16 protein-coding genes are annotated in these 14,244 nt (G+C 46.6%); 13 read left to right on the top strand and 3 right to left on the bottom strand.

Translation table 11 applies throughout. The features are described 5' to 3' along the window. Nucleotides 1-114: 114 nt before the first annotated feature. The 3 genes from scrA (at nt 115) to NST56_RS20370 (ending at nt 3,277) form a co-directional block, all read left to right on the top strand. Nucleotides 115-1,497, top strand: coding sequence for a PTS system sucrose transporter subunit IIBC (gene scrA, locus NST56_RS20380; RefSeq protein WP_268504350.1), 1,383 nt, complete (start codon nt 115-117; stop codon nt 1,495-1,497). Continuing rightward, on the top strand, nt 1,497-2,936 hold the full coding sequence (gene sacA, locus NST56_RS20375; RefSeq protein WP_339178803.1) for a sucrose-6-phosphate hydrolase: 1,440 nt from the start codon (nt 1,497-1,499) through the stop codon (nt 2,934-2,936). The genes scrA and sacA overlap by 1 nt, the downstream gene beginning before the upstream one ends. Before the next feature lie 92 nt (nt 2,937-3,028). Further along, nucleotides 3,029-3,277: a hypothetical protein gene (locus NST56_RS20370; protein ID WP_168749046.1), complete on the top strand. Its 249-nt coding sequence runs from the start codon at nt 3,029-3,031 to the stop codon at nt 3,275-3,277. Nucleotides 3,278-3,368: 91 nt separating this feature from the next. On the opposite strand, the gene NST56_RS20365 is transcribed toward NST56_RS20370, so the two are convergent. After that, complete coding sequence (locus NST56_RS20365) at nt 3,369-4,184, bottom strand: bifunctional hydroxymethylpyrimidine kinase/phosphomethylpyrimidine kinase (protein WP_010332342.1); 816 nt, start codon at nt 4,182-4,184, stop codon at nt 3,369-3,371. A 144-nt stretch (nt 4,185-4,328) separates the two neighbouring features. On the opposite strand from NST56_RS20365, the gene NST56_RS20360 reads away from it, so the two are divergent. The 5 genes from NST56_RS20360 to NST56_RS20340 all read left to right on the top strand — a co-directional run bounded on the left by NST56_RS20360 (nt 4,329) and on the right by NST56_RS20340 (nt 7,464). Further along, a complete protein-coding gene (locus NST56_RS20360) occupies nt 4,329-4,667 on the top strand; it encodes a PadR family transcriptional regulator (RefSeq protein WP_010332341.1) in 339 nt (112 codons plus the stop codon). Further along, nucleotides 4,660-5,295: a permease prefix domain 1-containing protein gene (locus NST56_RS20355; protein WP_229148558.1), complete on the top strand. Its 636-nt coding sequence runs from the start codon at nt 4,660-4,662 to the stop codon at nt 5,293-5,295. The genes NST56_RS20360 and NST56_RS20355 overlap by 8 nt, the downstream gene beginning before the upstream one ends. A 48-nt stretch (nt 5,296-5,343) precedes the next feature. Then, the gene (locus tag NST56_RS20350) at nt 5,344-5,871 is read left to right on the top strand and encodes a hypothetical protein (protein WP_168749044.1); all 528 of its coding nucleotides are present in this window, start codon (nt 5,344-5,346) and stop codon (nt 5,869-5,871) included. Nucleotides 5,872-5,966: 95 nt separating this feature from the next. Further along, on the top strand, nt 5,967-6,773 hold the full coding sequence (locus NST56_RS20345; RefSeq protein ID WP_168749043.1) for a glycosyltransferase family 2 protein: 807 nt from the start codon (nt 5,967-5,969) through the stop codon (nt 6,771-6,773). A 13-nt stretch (nt 6,774-6,786) separates the two neighbouring features. Beyond that, entirely contained in the window at nt 6,787-7,464 is a 678-nt protein-coding gene (locus tag NST56_RS20340; protein WP_268471588.1) for a uracil-DNA glycosylase, read from the top strand. 24 nt (nt 7,465-7,488) lie between these two features. Here the strand turns inward: NST56_RS20340 and NST56_RS20335 are convergent, their stop codons facing one another. Then, on the bottom strand, nt 7,489-8,859 hold the full coding sequence (locus NST56_RS20335; protein ID WP_339178795.1) for an aldehyde dehydrogenase: 1,371 nt from the start codon (nt 8,857-8,859) through the stop codon (nt 7,489-7,491). A gap of 166 nt (nt 8,860-9,025) precedes the next feature. Here NST56_RS20335 and NST56_RS20330 point away from each other — a divergent pair, with 166 nt between their 5' ends. From NST56_RS20330 to NST56_RS20320, 3 genes are all read left to right on the top strand, one after another. Further along, nucleotides 9,026-9,343: a YwdI family protein gene (locus tag NST56_RS20330; protein WP_010332334.1), complete on the top strand. Its 318-nt coding sequence runs from the start codon at nt 9,026-9,028 to the stop codon at nt 9,341-9,343. A 19-nt stretch (nt 9,344-9,362) separates the two neighbouring features. Next, nucleotides 9,363-10,685, top strand: coding sequence for a purine/pyrimidine permease (locus NST56_RS20325; protein WP_168749039.1), 1,323 nt, complete (start codon nt 9,363-9,365; stop codon nt 10,683-10,685). 62 nt (nt 10,686-10,747) lie between these two features. Continuing rightward, on the top strand, nt 10,748-11,119 hold the full coding sequence (locus tag NST56_RS20320) for a DUF423 domain-containing protein (RefSeq protein WP_010332332.1): 372 nt from the start codon (nt 10,748-10,750) through the stop codon (nt 11,117-11,119). Nucleotides 11,120-11,166: 47 nt separating this feature from the next. Here NST56_RS20320 and gerQ read toward each other — a convergent pair whose 3' ends face one another. Next, nucleotides 11,167-11,724: a spore coat protein GerQ gene (gerQ, locus tag NST56_RS20315; RefSeq protein WP_339178790.1), complete on the bottom strand. Its 558-nt coding sequence runs from the start codon at nt 11,722-11,724 to the stop codon at nt 11,167-11,169. 320 nt (nt 11,725-12,044) lie between these two features. Between gerQ and spsA the strand changes: the two genes are divergently transcribed. Both spsA and NST56_RS20305 read left to right on the top strand, forming a co-directional pair. Continuing rightward, nucleotides 12,045-12,815 carry a spore coat dTDP-glycosyltransferase SpsA gene (spsA, locus tag NST56_RS20310; protein ID WP_268448051.1) on the top strand — a complete coding sequence of 257 codons (771 nt, stop codon included), beginning with the start codon at nt 12,045-12,047 and terminating at the stop codon, nt 12,813-12,815. 4 nt (nt 12,816-12,819) lie between these two features. Then, the gene (locus NST56_RS20305) at nt 12,820-14,244 is read left to right on the top strand and encodes a CDP-glycerol glycerophosphotransferase family protein (protein ID WP_339178786.1); all 1,425 of its coding nucleotides are present in this window, start codon (nt 12,820-12,822) and stop codon (nt 14,242-14,244) included.

Here is a 14,244-nt window from a genome sequence, read left to right as displayed (position 1 = left end):
TTGTGACTGGTAAAGCAGGCAAGACCTAAAATTTGCGTAAATGAAAAAGGATCGCTGTGTCCTTTTCGTTGGCGAATTTTAGGTCTTTTTTGTTTATAAAAGGGGGAGAAGAAGATGGATTACAAAGAGACTGCAAAACGCCTCATTGAGCTTCTCGGGGGAAAAGAAAACATTATCAGCGCGGCTCATTGTGCGACAAGACTGCGTTTAGTGATTAAGGATGAATCAAAGATAGATCAAGCACAAGTAGAAGAGCTTGAAGGCGTCAAAGGCGCTTTTAGCAGTTCAGGCCAATACCAGATTATTTTTGGAACAGGCCTTGTCAATAAAGTGTATGATGCTTTTTCTAAGGAAGCCGATGTAGAGCGTGAAGAACATGTGAATCACCAGGATGCTGCTAAAGAGAAACTGAATCCTGCGGCGAGATTTGCGAAAACGCTTTCGAATATTTTTGTTCCGATCATTCCAGCCATCGTAGCCAGCGGCCTGTTAATGGGGTTATTGGGAATGATCAATGCCTTTCATTGGATGAGTAAGGACTCTGCGCTGCTGCAGCTCCTTGATATGTTTTCAAGCGCGGCATTCATCTTCCTGCCGATTTTGATCGGGGTCAGCGCTTCAAAAGAGTTTGGAAGCAATCCGTATTTAGGAGCGGTCATCGGGGGAATCATGATACACCCGACGCTTTTGAATCCATGGGGTTTGGCGGAAGCGTCACCTGATTATATGCATCTTTTCGGGGTTGATATCGCGCTTCTCGGTTATCAGGGAACCGTCATCCCTGTCCTGCTGGCAGTTTACGTCATGAGCAAGGTAGAGAAATGGACAAGAAAAGTGGTTCCGCATGCGGTCGATTTGCTGGTTACGCCTTTTGTTACTGTCATTGTCACCGGGTTTGTCGCATTTATTGCCATCGGCCCTTTAGGAAGAGCGCTTGGCTCCGGTATTACTGTTGCTTTAACATATGTGTATGATCATGCCGGTTTTGTCGCAGGCCTTCTTTTTGGAGGCACCTATTCACTGATCGTCCTCACAGGTGTTCATCACAGCTTCCATGCGATTGAGGCGGGGCTTATTTCAGATCTTGGCAGGAACTATTTATTGCCGATTTGGTCTATGGCAAATGTCGCCCAAGGCGGGGCCGGCCTTGCCGTCTTCTTTTTAGCGAAAAAGGCAAAAACGAAGGAAATCGCTCTTCCGGCGGCATTTTCTGCTTTTCTTGGCATTACTGAGCCCGTCATTTTCGGGGTAAACCTTCGCTACCGGAAGCCGTTTATCGCCGCGATGATTGGAGGCGCGTTGGGCGGCGCGTATGTCGTCTTTACACATGTTGCTGCAAACGCTTACGGGTTAACAGGCATTCCGATGATCGCCATTGCAGCACCGTTTGGATTTGGAAATCTAGTAAACTATATGATTGGAATGGTTATTGCAGCAGTATCAGCGTTCATTGCGGCGTTTGTCATGAAAATTAACGAAGATGAGGAGAGGAAATAATGACAGCACATGATCAGGAGCTGCGTCGCCGGGCTTATGAAGAAGTTGTGAAAAAAGAACATATTGCTGACAGCGATCCGCACCGCCAGCACTTTCACATCATGCCCCCGGTTGGTTTGCTGAATGATCCAAATGGCGTGGTGTATTGGAAGGGAGTCTATCATTTGTTTTTTCAGTGGCAGCCGTTTCAGACGGGGCACGGGGCAAAGTTTTGGGGGCATTATACGACATGCGATTTTGTGAGCTGGAAGCGGGAAGAGATTGCGCTGGCTCCGAGTGATTGGTTTGATAAAAACGGCTGCTACTCGGGCAGCGCTGTTGTCAAGGATGACCGGCTCTATTTGTTTTACACAGGAAATGTCAGGGACCAGGATGGGAATCGGGAAACGTATCAGTGCCTTGCTGTATCGGACGATGGGCTGACCTTTGAGAAAAAAGGTGTCGTGGCCCGTCTTCCTGAAGGCTATACAGCTCATTTTCGTGATCCGAAGGTGTGGGAGCATGAAGGAAAATGGTATATGGTGATCGGTGCGCAAACCGAGAACATGAAGGGCCAAGCTGTTTTGTTTACTTCCGATAACTTGACAGAGTGGACGTTTCTCGGCCCGATAACAGGTGCCGGCCTCAACGGACTGAATGATTTCGGATATATGTGGGAGTGCCCTGACCTGTTTTCTCTTCAAGGCTCCGACGTGCTGATTGTCTCGCCCCAAGGACTTGAAGCTGACGGCTATCGTTATCAAAATGTGTATCAATCTGGATATTTTGTAGGCCAGCTTGATTATGAAAAAACGGGGCTGATGCATGCTGCGTTTACGGAGCTTGATCAAGGCTTTGATTTTTACGCGCCGCAGACACTTGAAGACGATCAGGGGCGCCGGATACTGTTTGCGTGGATGGCTGTACCTGATCAGGATGAGAAGTATCATCCGACGAAAGATTATCACTGGATTCACTGTATGACGCTGCCGAGACAGCTGACGCTATCAGGGGAGAAGCTGATACAGCAGCCGCTTCCTGAGCTGAAAGCGATGCGGAAAAATGGGCAGGAAGTTCAAATCAACATGTATGGATCGTCTGGTACGCTGCCAGTTGAAAATCCTGAAAGAGCTGAAATTTTGATTGAAGACATTGATACGGAGTCTGGTTTTGAAATCAATATCCGCGCCACTGCCACATTCTCTTACCGGAAGGAAGAGGGGCTTATCACACTAGAGCGCACAAGCTTTGACGGTACAAAAACAGAAGCGAGACATTGCCGCATCAGCAATCTGCACACAGTGCACATGTTTATCGACGCGTCATCAGTGGAAGTCTTTATCAATCATGGGGAAGAGGTATTCAGCGCAAGATATTTTCCTTTCCCGGGAAATGATCAAGTGACTGCGAGATCAAACGGAAGATCTGAAATGAAAGTCGGAATTTGGACACTTATGTAGAAAATCCTTCTTTTTTCTTATGTGAAATCTGTGCCATCTGTGCTATTCTTCAACGATAACCTACATTTTTTTCTGTAAAAGGAGTTGTTTTCTTGAATATACATGAACAGAAGATAACACCGGAATGTTTAGAAAAGGCTGCGGACCAAGTTGAGGATAAGCGGGAAGAATATAAGGATGTGCTGCTTCAGCTGAAAAAAATGCTACGGGGAACAACACCGCATAGTGAAGCGGCAGAAACCCTTTCACGGGCATATGAACAAATGAAGGAATATGCACTTTTTGTTCAATCCATAGAGATATTTTTGAGGTCATCTGCAAACAATTTAAAGACCAAATAAACAGGCTGCCGATGTGATCGGCAGTTTTTTCTGTGAAAAGTCTCCGAGAATATAAAAAAAGGCTGCCTCTCTGGAAGGCAGCCGATTTTGTTTATGATTGTTTATTCAGGCGCAAAGCAGAATGCTTCGTAGGTCCGACATACTGATTCAGCGGGAAGGACTCTTGAATCGCAGCAGTAATAAATTCTTTCGCCGCGTAAATTGCTTCTTTGACTTCCGCGCCTTTCGCGAGTTCTGCCGTCACCGCTGCGGAGAACGTACAGCCGGCGCCATGTGTATAAGGCGTATCAATCATTTCGCTTTCAAGGACTTCCGCTGTTTCTCCGTCATATAGAACGTCTACAGCTTTTTCGTGCTTCAGCTTGCCTCCGCCTGTAATCACAACATATTGAGCGCCGAGGGCGTGGATTTTTTTCGCGGCTTCTTTCATGTCTTCAATCGTTTTTAATTCGCCCATGCCGCTGAGCTGGCTGGCTTCGAACAGGTTTGGCGTAATCACGGTAGCGAGCGGTGCCAATTGTTCACGCAGGGCTTGCGCGTGCTCCGGATAAAGAACCTCATTTGCCCCTTTGCACACCATAACCGGATCAATCACGACGTTTTGCAGTTGTTTTTCTTTGATCGTTTTCGCCGCAAGCTCGATAATCTCAACGGTTGGCAGCATTCCCGTTTTCATGGCGTCCACACCAATGCCGTCTACAATCGTTGCGAGCTGTGCGCGAATCGTGTCTGGATCGATCGGAAAGACTTGATGATCCCAGCTGTTGTTCGGGTCCATTGCAACGATCACCGTTAAGGCTGTCATCCCATATACGTTTTTTTCTTGAAATGTTTTTAAATCAGCTTGAATTCCCGCGCCGCCGCTGGAATCGGAGCCGGCAATCGTGAGTGCTTTATGCATAGACATGTGTTGAACCTCCATCAATGTTTTATATCTCATTATAGTTAGATTTTCTGCTTATCACAATACGAAAGGTTTATAGGAATCAATTGACAGTTTCAGGGTGATTTCGTACAATGCTACATAAGAAAACTAGGTAGGGGTTTTGTCATGTTAAATCGTGAGCTGATTAAAGGCAGCACTGTGATATTGGTATTAACGCTCCTGAATGAGAGGCCGATGTATGGCTATGAGCTTGTAAAAGAGATGGGAAGCCGCAGCGATAATGAACTGCAGATGAAAGAGGGAACATTGTATCCTTCCCTTCATAAACTTGAACGGCAAGGATATATTTCTTCATATTGGGAGAAGCAGGAGAAAGGCCCGGATCGTAAGTATTATCGGATTACAGAAGACGGCAGAGAGATCCTGGCAGAGCGCACAAAGGAATGGAGCGTGTTTTCAGCTATGATGGACCGAATGCTGAAGCGGGGCGGACAGAATGGATAAAGAGACTTATATATATAAAGTGAAAAACGGGCTTAAAGGGGTTTCTGATAGTGAAGCGATGATCGAAGAGATCGAAAACCATATTGAACACCACTTGTTTCACTCCATTCAAGAGGGGAAGAGTGAGGCAGAAGCCATGGAATGTTTGCTTCGGGAATTTGGCACACCGGATGAGATTGTATCATCCTTTCAGAAAGAACAGCCTGTATCCGCCCGTACGTTTTTATTATTCCATCTATTCTGCAATAGTGCTTTATTTGCAGCAGGTATTACCATTACAGTATTGCATGCATGGTTAGAATCTCCCTTTGTTCATGCAGTGTGGAAAGGCATTTCTGTTTCTGTGTGGCTGATTTTAGCTGCTTATATTCTCTATTGGGTGCTGATTGGGTACCAAGGCGTTAGGGAGTTCGGTCAACGCGGTGAACGGCTTGTTTTACATACGATTCTTATTTCTATGGTGCCGAACGTTATTTTTATGTTTGTTTTTCTGTTTGATCTAGTTCCTGCTGCGCTGTTTCAATCCTTGCTGACACCTTGGTTTATAGGGGCGTGTGCTTGTGCTACGCTGTTATTTCCGGCGTGCGGGCGAATAGGCTGTTATTTTGGCAGGCGCCAGCTTGCCTGATTTTTTAGGTATGTACATAGAAATTCTATGTAATGAAGGGGGATTGTCATGAGACTCGGCTCTTGTTTATATGGTTTTGTTATTCATGTGGCTGTATTTTTGTTTGTGGGTGCATCCATGCTTTTGGTTATGGCCATGTCCGTACCGCTTGTTTTTTTGCTCGATAGGATGCCAGATGTTGTTTTTACTGCTGGTGCAATCGTTTTTCTATTATTATTCTATTCTATTGGCTGGTTTTGGGCACTCTGGATTGCTTGCCACCAACGCATGCGGCTGTTTGATGTTCAATTGGGATCCTTTGTTTTGCTGGCCTTGTTGATTGGTTTGTTCTTGTCAGATGGAACGAGTGTTTCTGAAATTGTGAGAGATTGGGACGATGCAGGCTGTGCTTTTGTTCCGCCGGCATTCACTTTTTTGTGCCTTTCTTACGCATTGGTGCTGCTGCCGGTCTATCAATCTAAGCTATGGCATCTCTTCCTGCCGAATGGCGTCCGCCTGAAAGATGTCGTTCGTGTATGTGGAGAGCTGATGCTGATTATGGTGCTTCTGGTAGGCGTCACTTTGCTGTTTCTGTAGTTTCCATTTCACAGTTCGGTAGGATATTCCCACTGATCTCCCGTCCAATATATGTTTTAATAGTACATGACTATGAAAATGAGAAGGAGAGCATCATGAAGATTTCTATCGTAATTGTGACCTATAATCGGATTCCGGCTTTGTGCGAGTTGTTGGAGTCGATTTCACAGCAGACTATGAAGCCGTATGAAGTCATTATTGTCAATGATGCCGGGGAGTCGGTTGAGCAGGCCAAAGCACTGTATCCGGAGCTGCCGATTGCTGTGATTGATTTAGAAAAGAACTCAGGCCATGTGGAAGCGAGAAATGTGGGTGTCAAAGAGGTATCAGGCGACTGTATCATGCTTTGTGATGATGATGATTTCTTCACGCCGGGCCATCTGGAAAGAATGGCGAAGGAAATGGAAACGGCAGATTTCGTTCATTCTGATGCCGAAATTGTGTCGTTTGAAGAGAGGGAAGGGACAAGATATCCGATTTCGCGGAAGTTATTTGCGTATACCGCTGATTATGAGGATATGAGAGTGTTCTCGACCTACGTGCCGTCGGGCAGCATGTACAGACGTTTCCTGCACGATGAGATCGGGTATTTCGATGCTGATGTGCATAATTATTGGGACTGGGATTTTTACTTGCGTGCAGCGAAGGATTACCGGATCAAGCGTGTGCCTTGTGCCAGTGTGATATATGCATTCAGTGACGCGGGAGACAATCAGTCCGCAGACCTTGGCGCCAAGCGGAAGCAATATTTGGATCGTTTAAGTGAGAAGCACGGACTAGGGGAACTGCCGACGAAAAACTTTGCCGTCCTGCTTGAAGAGCCTGACATGAAGAGGCGGGAAGCACAAAGTGAGATTGTTTGGGATGGCAAACCTGTCTATTCCAGACTTCATCGTTCGTAAGGAGGTTTGCATCTTGAAACAGCTTTTGCAGGACAGCTGGTGGGAACAGCTGAAGGAAGAGTTTGAAAAACCGTATTATCTAGAGCTGAGAGAAATGCTGAAGCGGGAATACATGGAGGAGACGATCTATCCGGACAGCCGCGATATCTTTAATGCGCTGCACTACACGCCGTACGATGATGTCAAGGTGGTTATTCTCGGTCAAGATCCGTATCACGGGCCTGGACAGGCTCAAGGCTTAAGCTTCTCCGTAAAGCCGGGTGTGAAGCAGCCGCCTTCATTGAAAAATATTTTTCTTGAGCTTCAGGATGATATCGGCTGCAGCATACCGAATCACGGGTCGCTCGTCAGCTGGGCGAAGCAGGGGGTTCTTTTGCTGAATACCGTGCTCACAGTGCGGCGCGGACAGGCGAATTCCCATAAGGGAAAAGGCTGGGAGCAGCTGACTGACCGGATAATTGACGTGCTAAATGAAAGAGAGCGGCCGATTATTTTTATACTGTGGGGCCGGCATGCCCAAATGAAAAAAGAACGGATCGACACGTCCAAGCATTTTATTATTGAATCGACGCATCCCAGCCCGTTTTCAGCAAGAAACGGATTTTTTGGCAGCAAGCCATTTTCGCGGGCAAATGCCTACTTGGAGAAAATGGGGGAGGCTCCGATTGATTGGTGTATAAAGGATTTATAAAAAGCGCAGATGACCTGCGCTTTTTTATTTGAGTATTTTCCGTATCAAACGCAGGCCGTTTTTGGATGATGGATAACGGAAAGCGAAGTCGAAGCGGTTCGTTTGCTTGACGACGCTTTTTTTGTGCGTAAATGTGTTAAAACTGTCAAATCCGTGATAGCTGCCGATTCCGCTTTTTCCCACGCCGCCGAATGGCAAATACGGTGTCGCGACATGCATCAACGTATCGTTGACACAGCCGCCGCCAAACGACAGGTTTTCTATTATCTCTCGTTCAATTGTTTGGTTTGTTGTAAACACATACAGGGCAAGCGGCTTGGGACGCGACTTGACTTTCTCAATGACTTCATCGATGCCGCGATATGCAAACAGCGGAAGAATGGGTCCGAAAATTTCCTCTTGCATCACTGGGGAATCATCTGTGACCTGATCGAGAATGGTCGGCGCTATTTTGTGGTGCCGGTGGTCTGCTTGGCCGCCGATTAGCGCGACGCCGTCTTTCAGAAAGCTCAGCAGCCGCTGATAATGGCGTTCACTGACGATTTTGCCATAAGACGGATTCAGTTCGGGCTGCAGTCCGTAAAACTCACCAATGACACGCTTCATTTCTTCCGTAAGCTCTGTTTTGATGTCTTCGTGAACGAGCAAGTAATCCGGTGCGATGCAGGTTTGGCCCGCATTTGTAAATTTCCCAAAAACGATGCGTTTGGCGGCAAGCTTGATGTCAGCATCTTTATGGACGATGCAGGGACTTTTTCCTCCGAGCTCTAAGGTGACGGGAATTAATTGTTTGGCCGCCGCTTCCATGACAACTTTTCCTACGGCCACGCTTCCAGTAAAAAATATGTAGTCAAACGGCTGCTGTAATAGAGCTGTGCTGATGTCCGGCCCGCCTTCCGCCAAAGCGACATAATCACCCGGAAAAACGTCACGGATGAGAGCGGAAAGAACAGCCGAAACAGCTGGCGTATATTCTGAGGGTTTGAGAACGACCGTGTTTCCGGCCGCAATGGCTCCGATCAGCGGAGAAAGCGCCAGCTGCAGGGGATAATTCCATGGCGCAATCACCAAGACGGTGCCATACGGCTCGGGGAAAATAACACTTTTGGAACCGATATGGGTCAATGGCGTTTTGACTCTTTTCGGCTTGGCCCATTTTTTCAGCCGTTTCATCACAAAGCTGATTTCCTCAAGAACAATGCCGATTTCCGTTGTGTACGCTTCTTGTTCAGATTTGTGAAGATCCTGATAGAGAGCGGCTGTGATGTCCGCTTCATACGCTTTGATGGTGTGTTTCAGCTTTTTTAAGACGTCCAGTCTTGAGTCAATTGATTTTGTATGCCCTGCCGCGAAAAATGCTTGATGGCTGCTGACAATCGAGGGGATGCTGTTCATAATCTCTCTCCTTCCTGCAGGTTATGGTGATTCATTATGTGAAAATTGGCTTCTGTTTGTCAAATGCGAGATTCCTGTCAGAAAAAATAACAAACTCATATCTGCGTTTGCGGCAGGAATTTGATAAAATGCAGGGAGACTACATTTTATTTTTGGAGGATTTTTTATGAACATTCATATATCCGCTTTGATTCAGAAGATGGAAGAGGAATTGAAGAAAGCAAAGACGGCCGAACATGATGAGGAGCTGAAGCGCCACGTGGCCGTCGTCCGTTCTTTGTGCGACGTCGTGCTGGATCAGCCGGAGACGGGGAGCACGCCGCGCATTCAGCCGAGTGTTACGGCAAGTCCGTCGGCGCCGCCTTCAACAGACCAGCTGCTGATGGAAAAAATGATGGGCAGCGCCGGATTAAACAAGTATCGGAAGCAGGAAAAAGATAAGCAGGAAGAGGATGGAAACGGAGAGTCTTTATTTGATTTTTAATCAGAAAGGTTGAGCTTACGTGAAATTGGTTCTTGGCGCTCTGCAATGGGCAGCGTTTATGATTGCCGCGGCGATTGTTGTTCCGGTGGCGGTTGCCCAATCGTTTCATCTGGATCATTCAGATTCTGCACGGCTGATTCAAAGCACTTTTTTTGTATTGGGAATTGCCGCAGTTATTCAGTGTTTGAAAGGGCACCGGCTGCCTATAAATGAAAGCCCTGCCGGCTTGTGGTGGGGAGTGTACACAATCTACGGCGGCCTGACCGGAACGGTGTTTGCGACATATGGCGAAACACTGCGCGGCTTGCAGGGGGCGCTTCTTGTAAGCGCTGTATGTTTCTTTTTGTTAAGTGTCTTTAAGGTCATTGATCGGCTTGCTGCCTTGTTTACTCCGGTTGTGACAGGGGTCTATTTGCTGCTGCTCGTCATGCAGCTGAGCCAGCCGATTATAAAAGGGCTTCTTGGCATCGGCTATTTAAAAGACAGCGTGGATGGTCTTGTATTTGGCCTGGCGCTGGTTGTCGTCGCCGCGGCTTTTATCATGTCAAATTCTAATATCGTTTTTTTAAAGCAATATTCTATTTTATTGGCTCTTTTCGGCGGATGGGTGCTGTTTGCGGCTGCGGGTGTTGCAAAACCGATCGAATGGCCAGATCGGCTGTTTCAGCTGCCATCTCTGTTGCCGTTCGGTGCCCCATTATTTAACAGCGGCCTAGCCATCACATCGGTTTTTATTACGATTCTGCTGATCGTTAACATGCTGGCAAGTATGAAGGTTGTGGACATTGCGGTGAAAAAATTCGGGAAACAGACGGATGGGAAGCGTCATGAGCGCCATGCCGGATTTGCGGCTTCATTCAGTCATTTGCTGAGCGGTTTGTCTGGAGCCATTGCACCGGTTCCGATTTCGGGAGCGGCGGGTTTTATTGAAACAACCAAGATGTCTTCTAAAAAGCCGTTTGTTCTCGGCAGTATGCTGGTCGTTTTCATCAGCGTGATTCCGTTTTTTATGAATGCGTTTGCGAGCCTGCCGTCACCCGTTGGGTTTGCGGTAAACTTTGTTGTGTTTTCTGCAATGGTTGGTTTGGCGTTTGCTGAATTTGATTCCTATGAGACATCAGAGCTGAAAAGAGTGCGGGCTGTGATCGGCATTTCACTGCTTACAGGTGTCGGCATTATGTTTGTGCCAGGAAGTGCATTAAAGGATATGCATCCGGTGTTTATTTCTCTGTTAAGCAATGGGCTTGTCTTAGGGACGCTTGCTGCAATAGCGATGGATCAGTTTCAGCTATGGCGCAGGAGAAAATCCGACAATCTCGTGTCATCGGAGAACAAACATTGAATTTTTATACAGGTGCGATATGATAATTGATAGGAGTTTAACGAAAAGGCGGGAGAGAATAGATGAAAGTATTTATCATATTAGGCGCTATTAATGCCATGCTTGCCGTGGGACTCGGGGCATTTGGCGCACACGGATTAGAAGGGAAAATTCCTGATAAATATCTTCAGGTTTGGCACACAGGCGTGCAGTATCATATGTATCACGCGCTGGGACTTTTTGTTGTCGCGTTTCTCGCTGATAAATTATCCGGCATCGGCAGTGTCACAACAGCCGGCTGGCTGATGTTTGCGGGGATTGTGCTGTTTTCCGGAAGCTTATACATCCTCAGCGTGACGCAAATTTCCATTCTTGGCGCAATCACGCCGCTCGGCGGTGTGGCATTCATTATTTCTTGGATCATGATCGTTGTCGCAGCTGTCAAATATCTATAAAGAAAAAAGCCAATCTCTCATATCATGAGGATTGGCTTTTTTTTTCTTTATCTTGGTGAATAGGATGACATCGAGTATGGGTACGTGTATGCAATTTCTTCATCAAAGGTGACGTAATCAAGATAGATCGTCAGCAGAAGGTAGCGGGTTCCTGTTTTCGGATCGCTGATAATAATGTGATCCCGGCCCGCCGCCTCGATGACGCCGCGGAAAATCTTTGATCCCCACTCCTTGCTGTTTTCAAATGTCATATAGATGGTAGCCGTTTTTCCCCTGTTCAGGCGCAGTATATTCTCGATGTATGATTCCTCGACAGGCAGCATGCCGGGAATGTTTTGGCCGCCCGATGGTGTCTGCCCCGATGGAATTTGAAATCCGCCGCCCTGGCCTTGCTGCTGAGTAGGGAATCCGAAGCCTTGCTGCCCCTGCTGCATGGGCATTTGCTGCATTTGTCCCATCGTCTGCATTTGCGGACCTTGCATTGGGCCTTGCATTTGCAGGCCTTGCCCTTGAGGCTGCGGATACGGATTTGCGCCAAATTGAGGAGAATACCCCTGCATATCATATCCCTGCATTTGCTGATATTGGTTTTTTTTCGGTTTCATATCGTTCCTCCTTTTTATGAAAACCATTCAGAACATGTTCCTGATGTATAAATAAACGCTCCGAGATGACTCACCCCCGATGACAAACGATCTTAGTCGCTAGTGCGATTTTTATCTCTTTCACCTTATGAGGCCAAAGCTTGGAATATGCTGAAAAAAAGAACAGTGAGCGTGCCGATTTCTCTGGCCGATCACTGTTTTTTCAATCGATGTACACAATCTTTTCGCATATTAGTCTGTCTTCCTAGCGCAACTTGCGCTTAAGCAACATAAGATAACGTTAGTTTCAGATGTGAAAATTCAAGGAGGAGGTGTAGGATTTGCCGAAAGTCTCAGTGATAATGACGAGCTATAACAAAAGCGATTATGTGGCAAAGTCCATTTCAAGCATACTCTCACAAACTTTTTCTGATTTTGAATTGTTTATTATGGATGACAATTCAAATGAAGAGACGCTGAATGAAATACGTCCCTTTTTGAATGATAACCGTGTGCATTTCTATCAAAGCGATATATCTGGAGTGAAGGAAAGAACGGAAAAAACGAGATACGCGGCGCTGATCAATCAAGCGATTGAGATGGCGGAGGGTGAGTATATCACCTATGCGACGGATGACAACATCTATATGCCGGATCGGCTGTTAAAGATGGTGCGTGAACTCGATGATCACCCGGAAAAGGCTGTGATCTACTCAAGTTCGAAAACCTATCATTTAAACGAGAATCAAGACATTGTAAAAGAAACCGTCAGGCCCGCCAGTCAAGTAACGTGGAACGCCCCGTGCGCAATTGACCATTGCTCGGTGATGCACAGGTATACGGTGCTTGAGAAGGTGAAGGAGGCGTTTGGCTCTTATTGGGATGAAAGCCCGGCGTTTTATCGGATCGGTGATGCCCGGTTCTTTTGGAGAGTCAATCATTTTTATCCGTTTTACCCGCTGGCCGAGGAGCTTGATCTGAACTATATTACAGACCAATCCATTCATTTTCAGCTGTTTGAGTCAGAAAAAAACGAGTTCGTACGGAATCTTCCTCCGCAACGCAACTGCCGCGAACTGCGTGAATCATTAAGAAAGCTTGGAATGGGGTGAGAGTTTGTCGGCCTATTTAAGCAATTATTGGGTGCTGTACCGGAAGTATGCGGAGCTTTTTGACAGGCTTCGCTACAAGGGGATTCCGCTCGGGCTTATCAGTAATTTTTACCAATACATCAGCCCTGAGCTGAGAGTGATGATGGAAGAAGAACCGGAATTATTCGGACCTGCGGAGCAGCATATCGATGAAGGTCAGATTCAGACGTTCTTTGAGGAGAAAAAACAGAGCATTGCCAAAACAAATGACGCGCCCGTTAAGGGAAAAGTGATCTTGCATTTTGATCACCTTCGTTTTGTAAACGATAATTACTACCAATTTGATCCTGAGAAAACTGCTGTTTTGGCAAGATGGAGTAAGCCAAATTATTGCGATTTGCCTGTGATCAGCAAGCCTGAAGTGGCCGCTTCTTGTGAAAAAGGCGATCCGAAGCCGTATCTTGAAAAGGCTTTTTCAATTCTTTCGGCTTATGATGACCACCCGGCATTCGGTGATCAAGCATTTCGAGAGCGGCTTTTCAAGGATATTCCTTTGTTCATGGAGGCCATTGACACAGTAGATGCTTTATTCACGAAAGAGAACATTTCTGCCGTTGTTGTTGGAACGACAGAAGACATTTACAGCAGGGTGCTCGCTCTGACATGTGAAAGGAGAGGGGCCGTGAGTTTCTGCCTTCAGCATGGAGCGCTGATGGGAGATGAAGCCTTCTTGCCCGTTTTTACAACCTATCAGGCTGTTTTTGGCGCGTATGAAGCTGGCTGGTATCAACAAAGAGGCTGCAAACCAGAACAGATTCTCATAACGGGACATCCCCGCTTTGACGACATTTTCAACAGGACACCTATGGACATGTCAGTATTTTATCGAAAGCTGGCCTTTCACCCGTCTAAAAAAATCGTTTTGATCGCGACACAGCCCTTCTCGGAAGAATTTTATTCAAGTGTGTTAGATGAGCTTTCCACGCAAAAACAGCTGCAAATTATCATTAAACCTCACCCTTGGGAAATCGGAAAAAACAAGCTGGATATATATCATGCGGCGGCAAAAAAACATAAAGCATGCAGAATCATCAAAAAAGAGATGGATCTGTACGATATCCTGGCGTATGCTGACGCCGCTGTAACGCAAACCTCAACGGTGGGTCTTGAGGCCATGCTGTTTCAAAAACCCGCACTAATCGGAAAATCGACCGGAAACCGCACGTACCCGTATTACGAGTCTCTTGGCGATTTTATATTTGAAAAGCCGGAGGAATTAGCGCATACCCTGATTGAGGTTCTTCGAAATCCTGCCATGTATCAAAGGGCAGAAGCGGCGCGTCAGTCATTTACGGCTTCCAATTACCCTGTTACTGAGTCGACACTCGCCTTGTTTTCGGCACTGGAAACGAAAACAGGGGTTGATTACAGGCGGAATCATTCTGAATAA

Origin of the sequence: Bacillus sp. FSL R5-0560 (assembly GCF_037966305.1) — a bacterium.
Taxonomy (GTDB): domain Bacteria; phylum Bacillota; class Bacilli; order Bacillales; family Bacillaceae; genus Bacillus; species Bacillus mojavensis.
Note: the sequence above shows the minus strand (reverse complement) of the source record. Positions and strands in the feature narration are given on the sequence as shown.

Coding starts and splice junctions, on each gene's coding strand:
- gerQ (WP_339178790.1), bottom strand. CDS start 11,724: ATGAAACCGAAAAAAAACCAATATCAGCAAATGCAGGGATATGATATG.
- NST56_RS20320 (WP_010332332.1), top strand. CDS start 10,748: ATGAAAGTATTTATCATATTAGGCGCTATTAATGCCATGCTTGCCGTG.
- NST56_RS20360 (WP_010332341.1), top strand. CDS start 4,329: ATGTTAAATCGTGAGCTGATTAAAGGCAGCACTGTGATATTGGTATTA.
- NST56_RS20335 (WP_339178795.1), bottom strand. CDS start 8,859: ATGAACAGCATCCCCTCGATTGTCAGCAGCCATCAAGCATTTTTCGCG.
- NST56_RS20350 (WP_168749044.1), top strand. CDS start 5,344: ATGAGACTCGGCTCTTGTTTATATGGTTTTGTTATTCATGTGGCTGTA.
- scrA (WP_268504350.1), top strand. CDS start 115: ATGGATTACAAAGAGACTGCAAAACGCCTCATTGAGCTTCTCGGGGGA.
- NST56_RS20345 (WP_168749043.1), top strand. CDS start 5,967: ATGAAGATTTCTATCGTAATTGTGACCTATAATCGGATTCCGGCTTTG.
- NST56_RS20330 (WP_010332334.1), top strand. CDS start 9,026: ATGAACATTCATATATCCGCTTTGATTCAGAAGATGGAAGAGGAATTG.
- NST56_RS20355 (WP_229148558.1), top strand. CDS start 4,660: ATGGATAAAGAGACTTATATATATAAAGTGAAAAACGGGCTTAAAGGG.
- NST56_RS20365 (WP_010332342.1), bottom strand. CDS start 4,184: ATGTCTATGCATAAAGCACTCACGATTGCCGGCTCCGATTCCAGCGGC.
- sacA (WP_339178803.1), top strand. CDS start 1,497: ATGACAGCACATGATCAGGAGCTGCGTCGCCGGGCTTATGAAGAAGTT.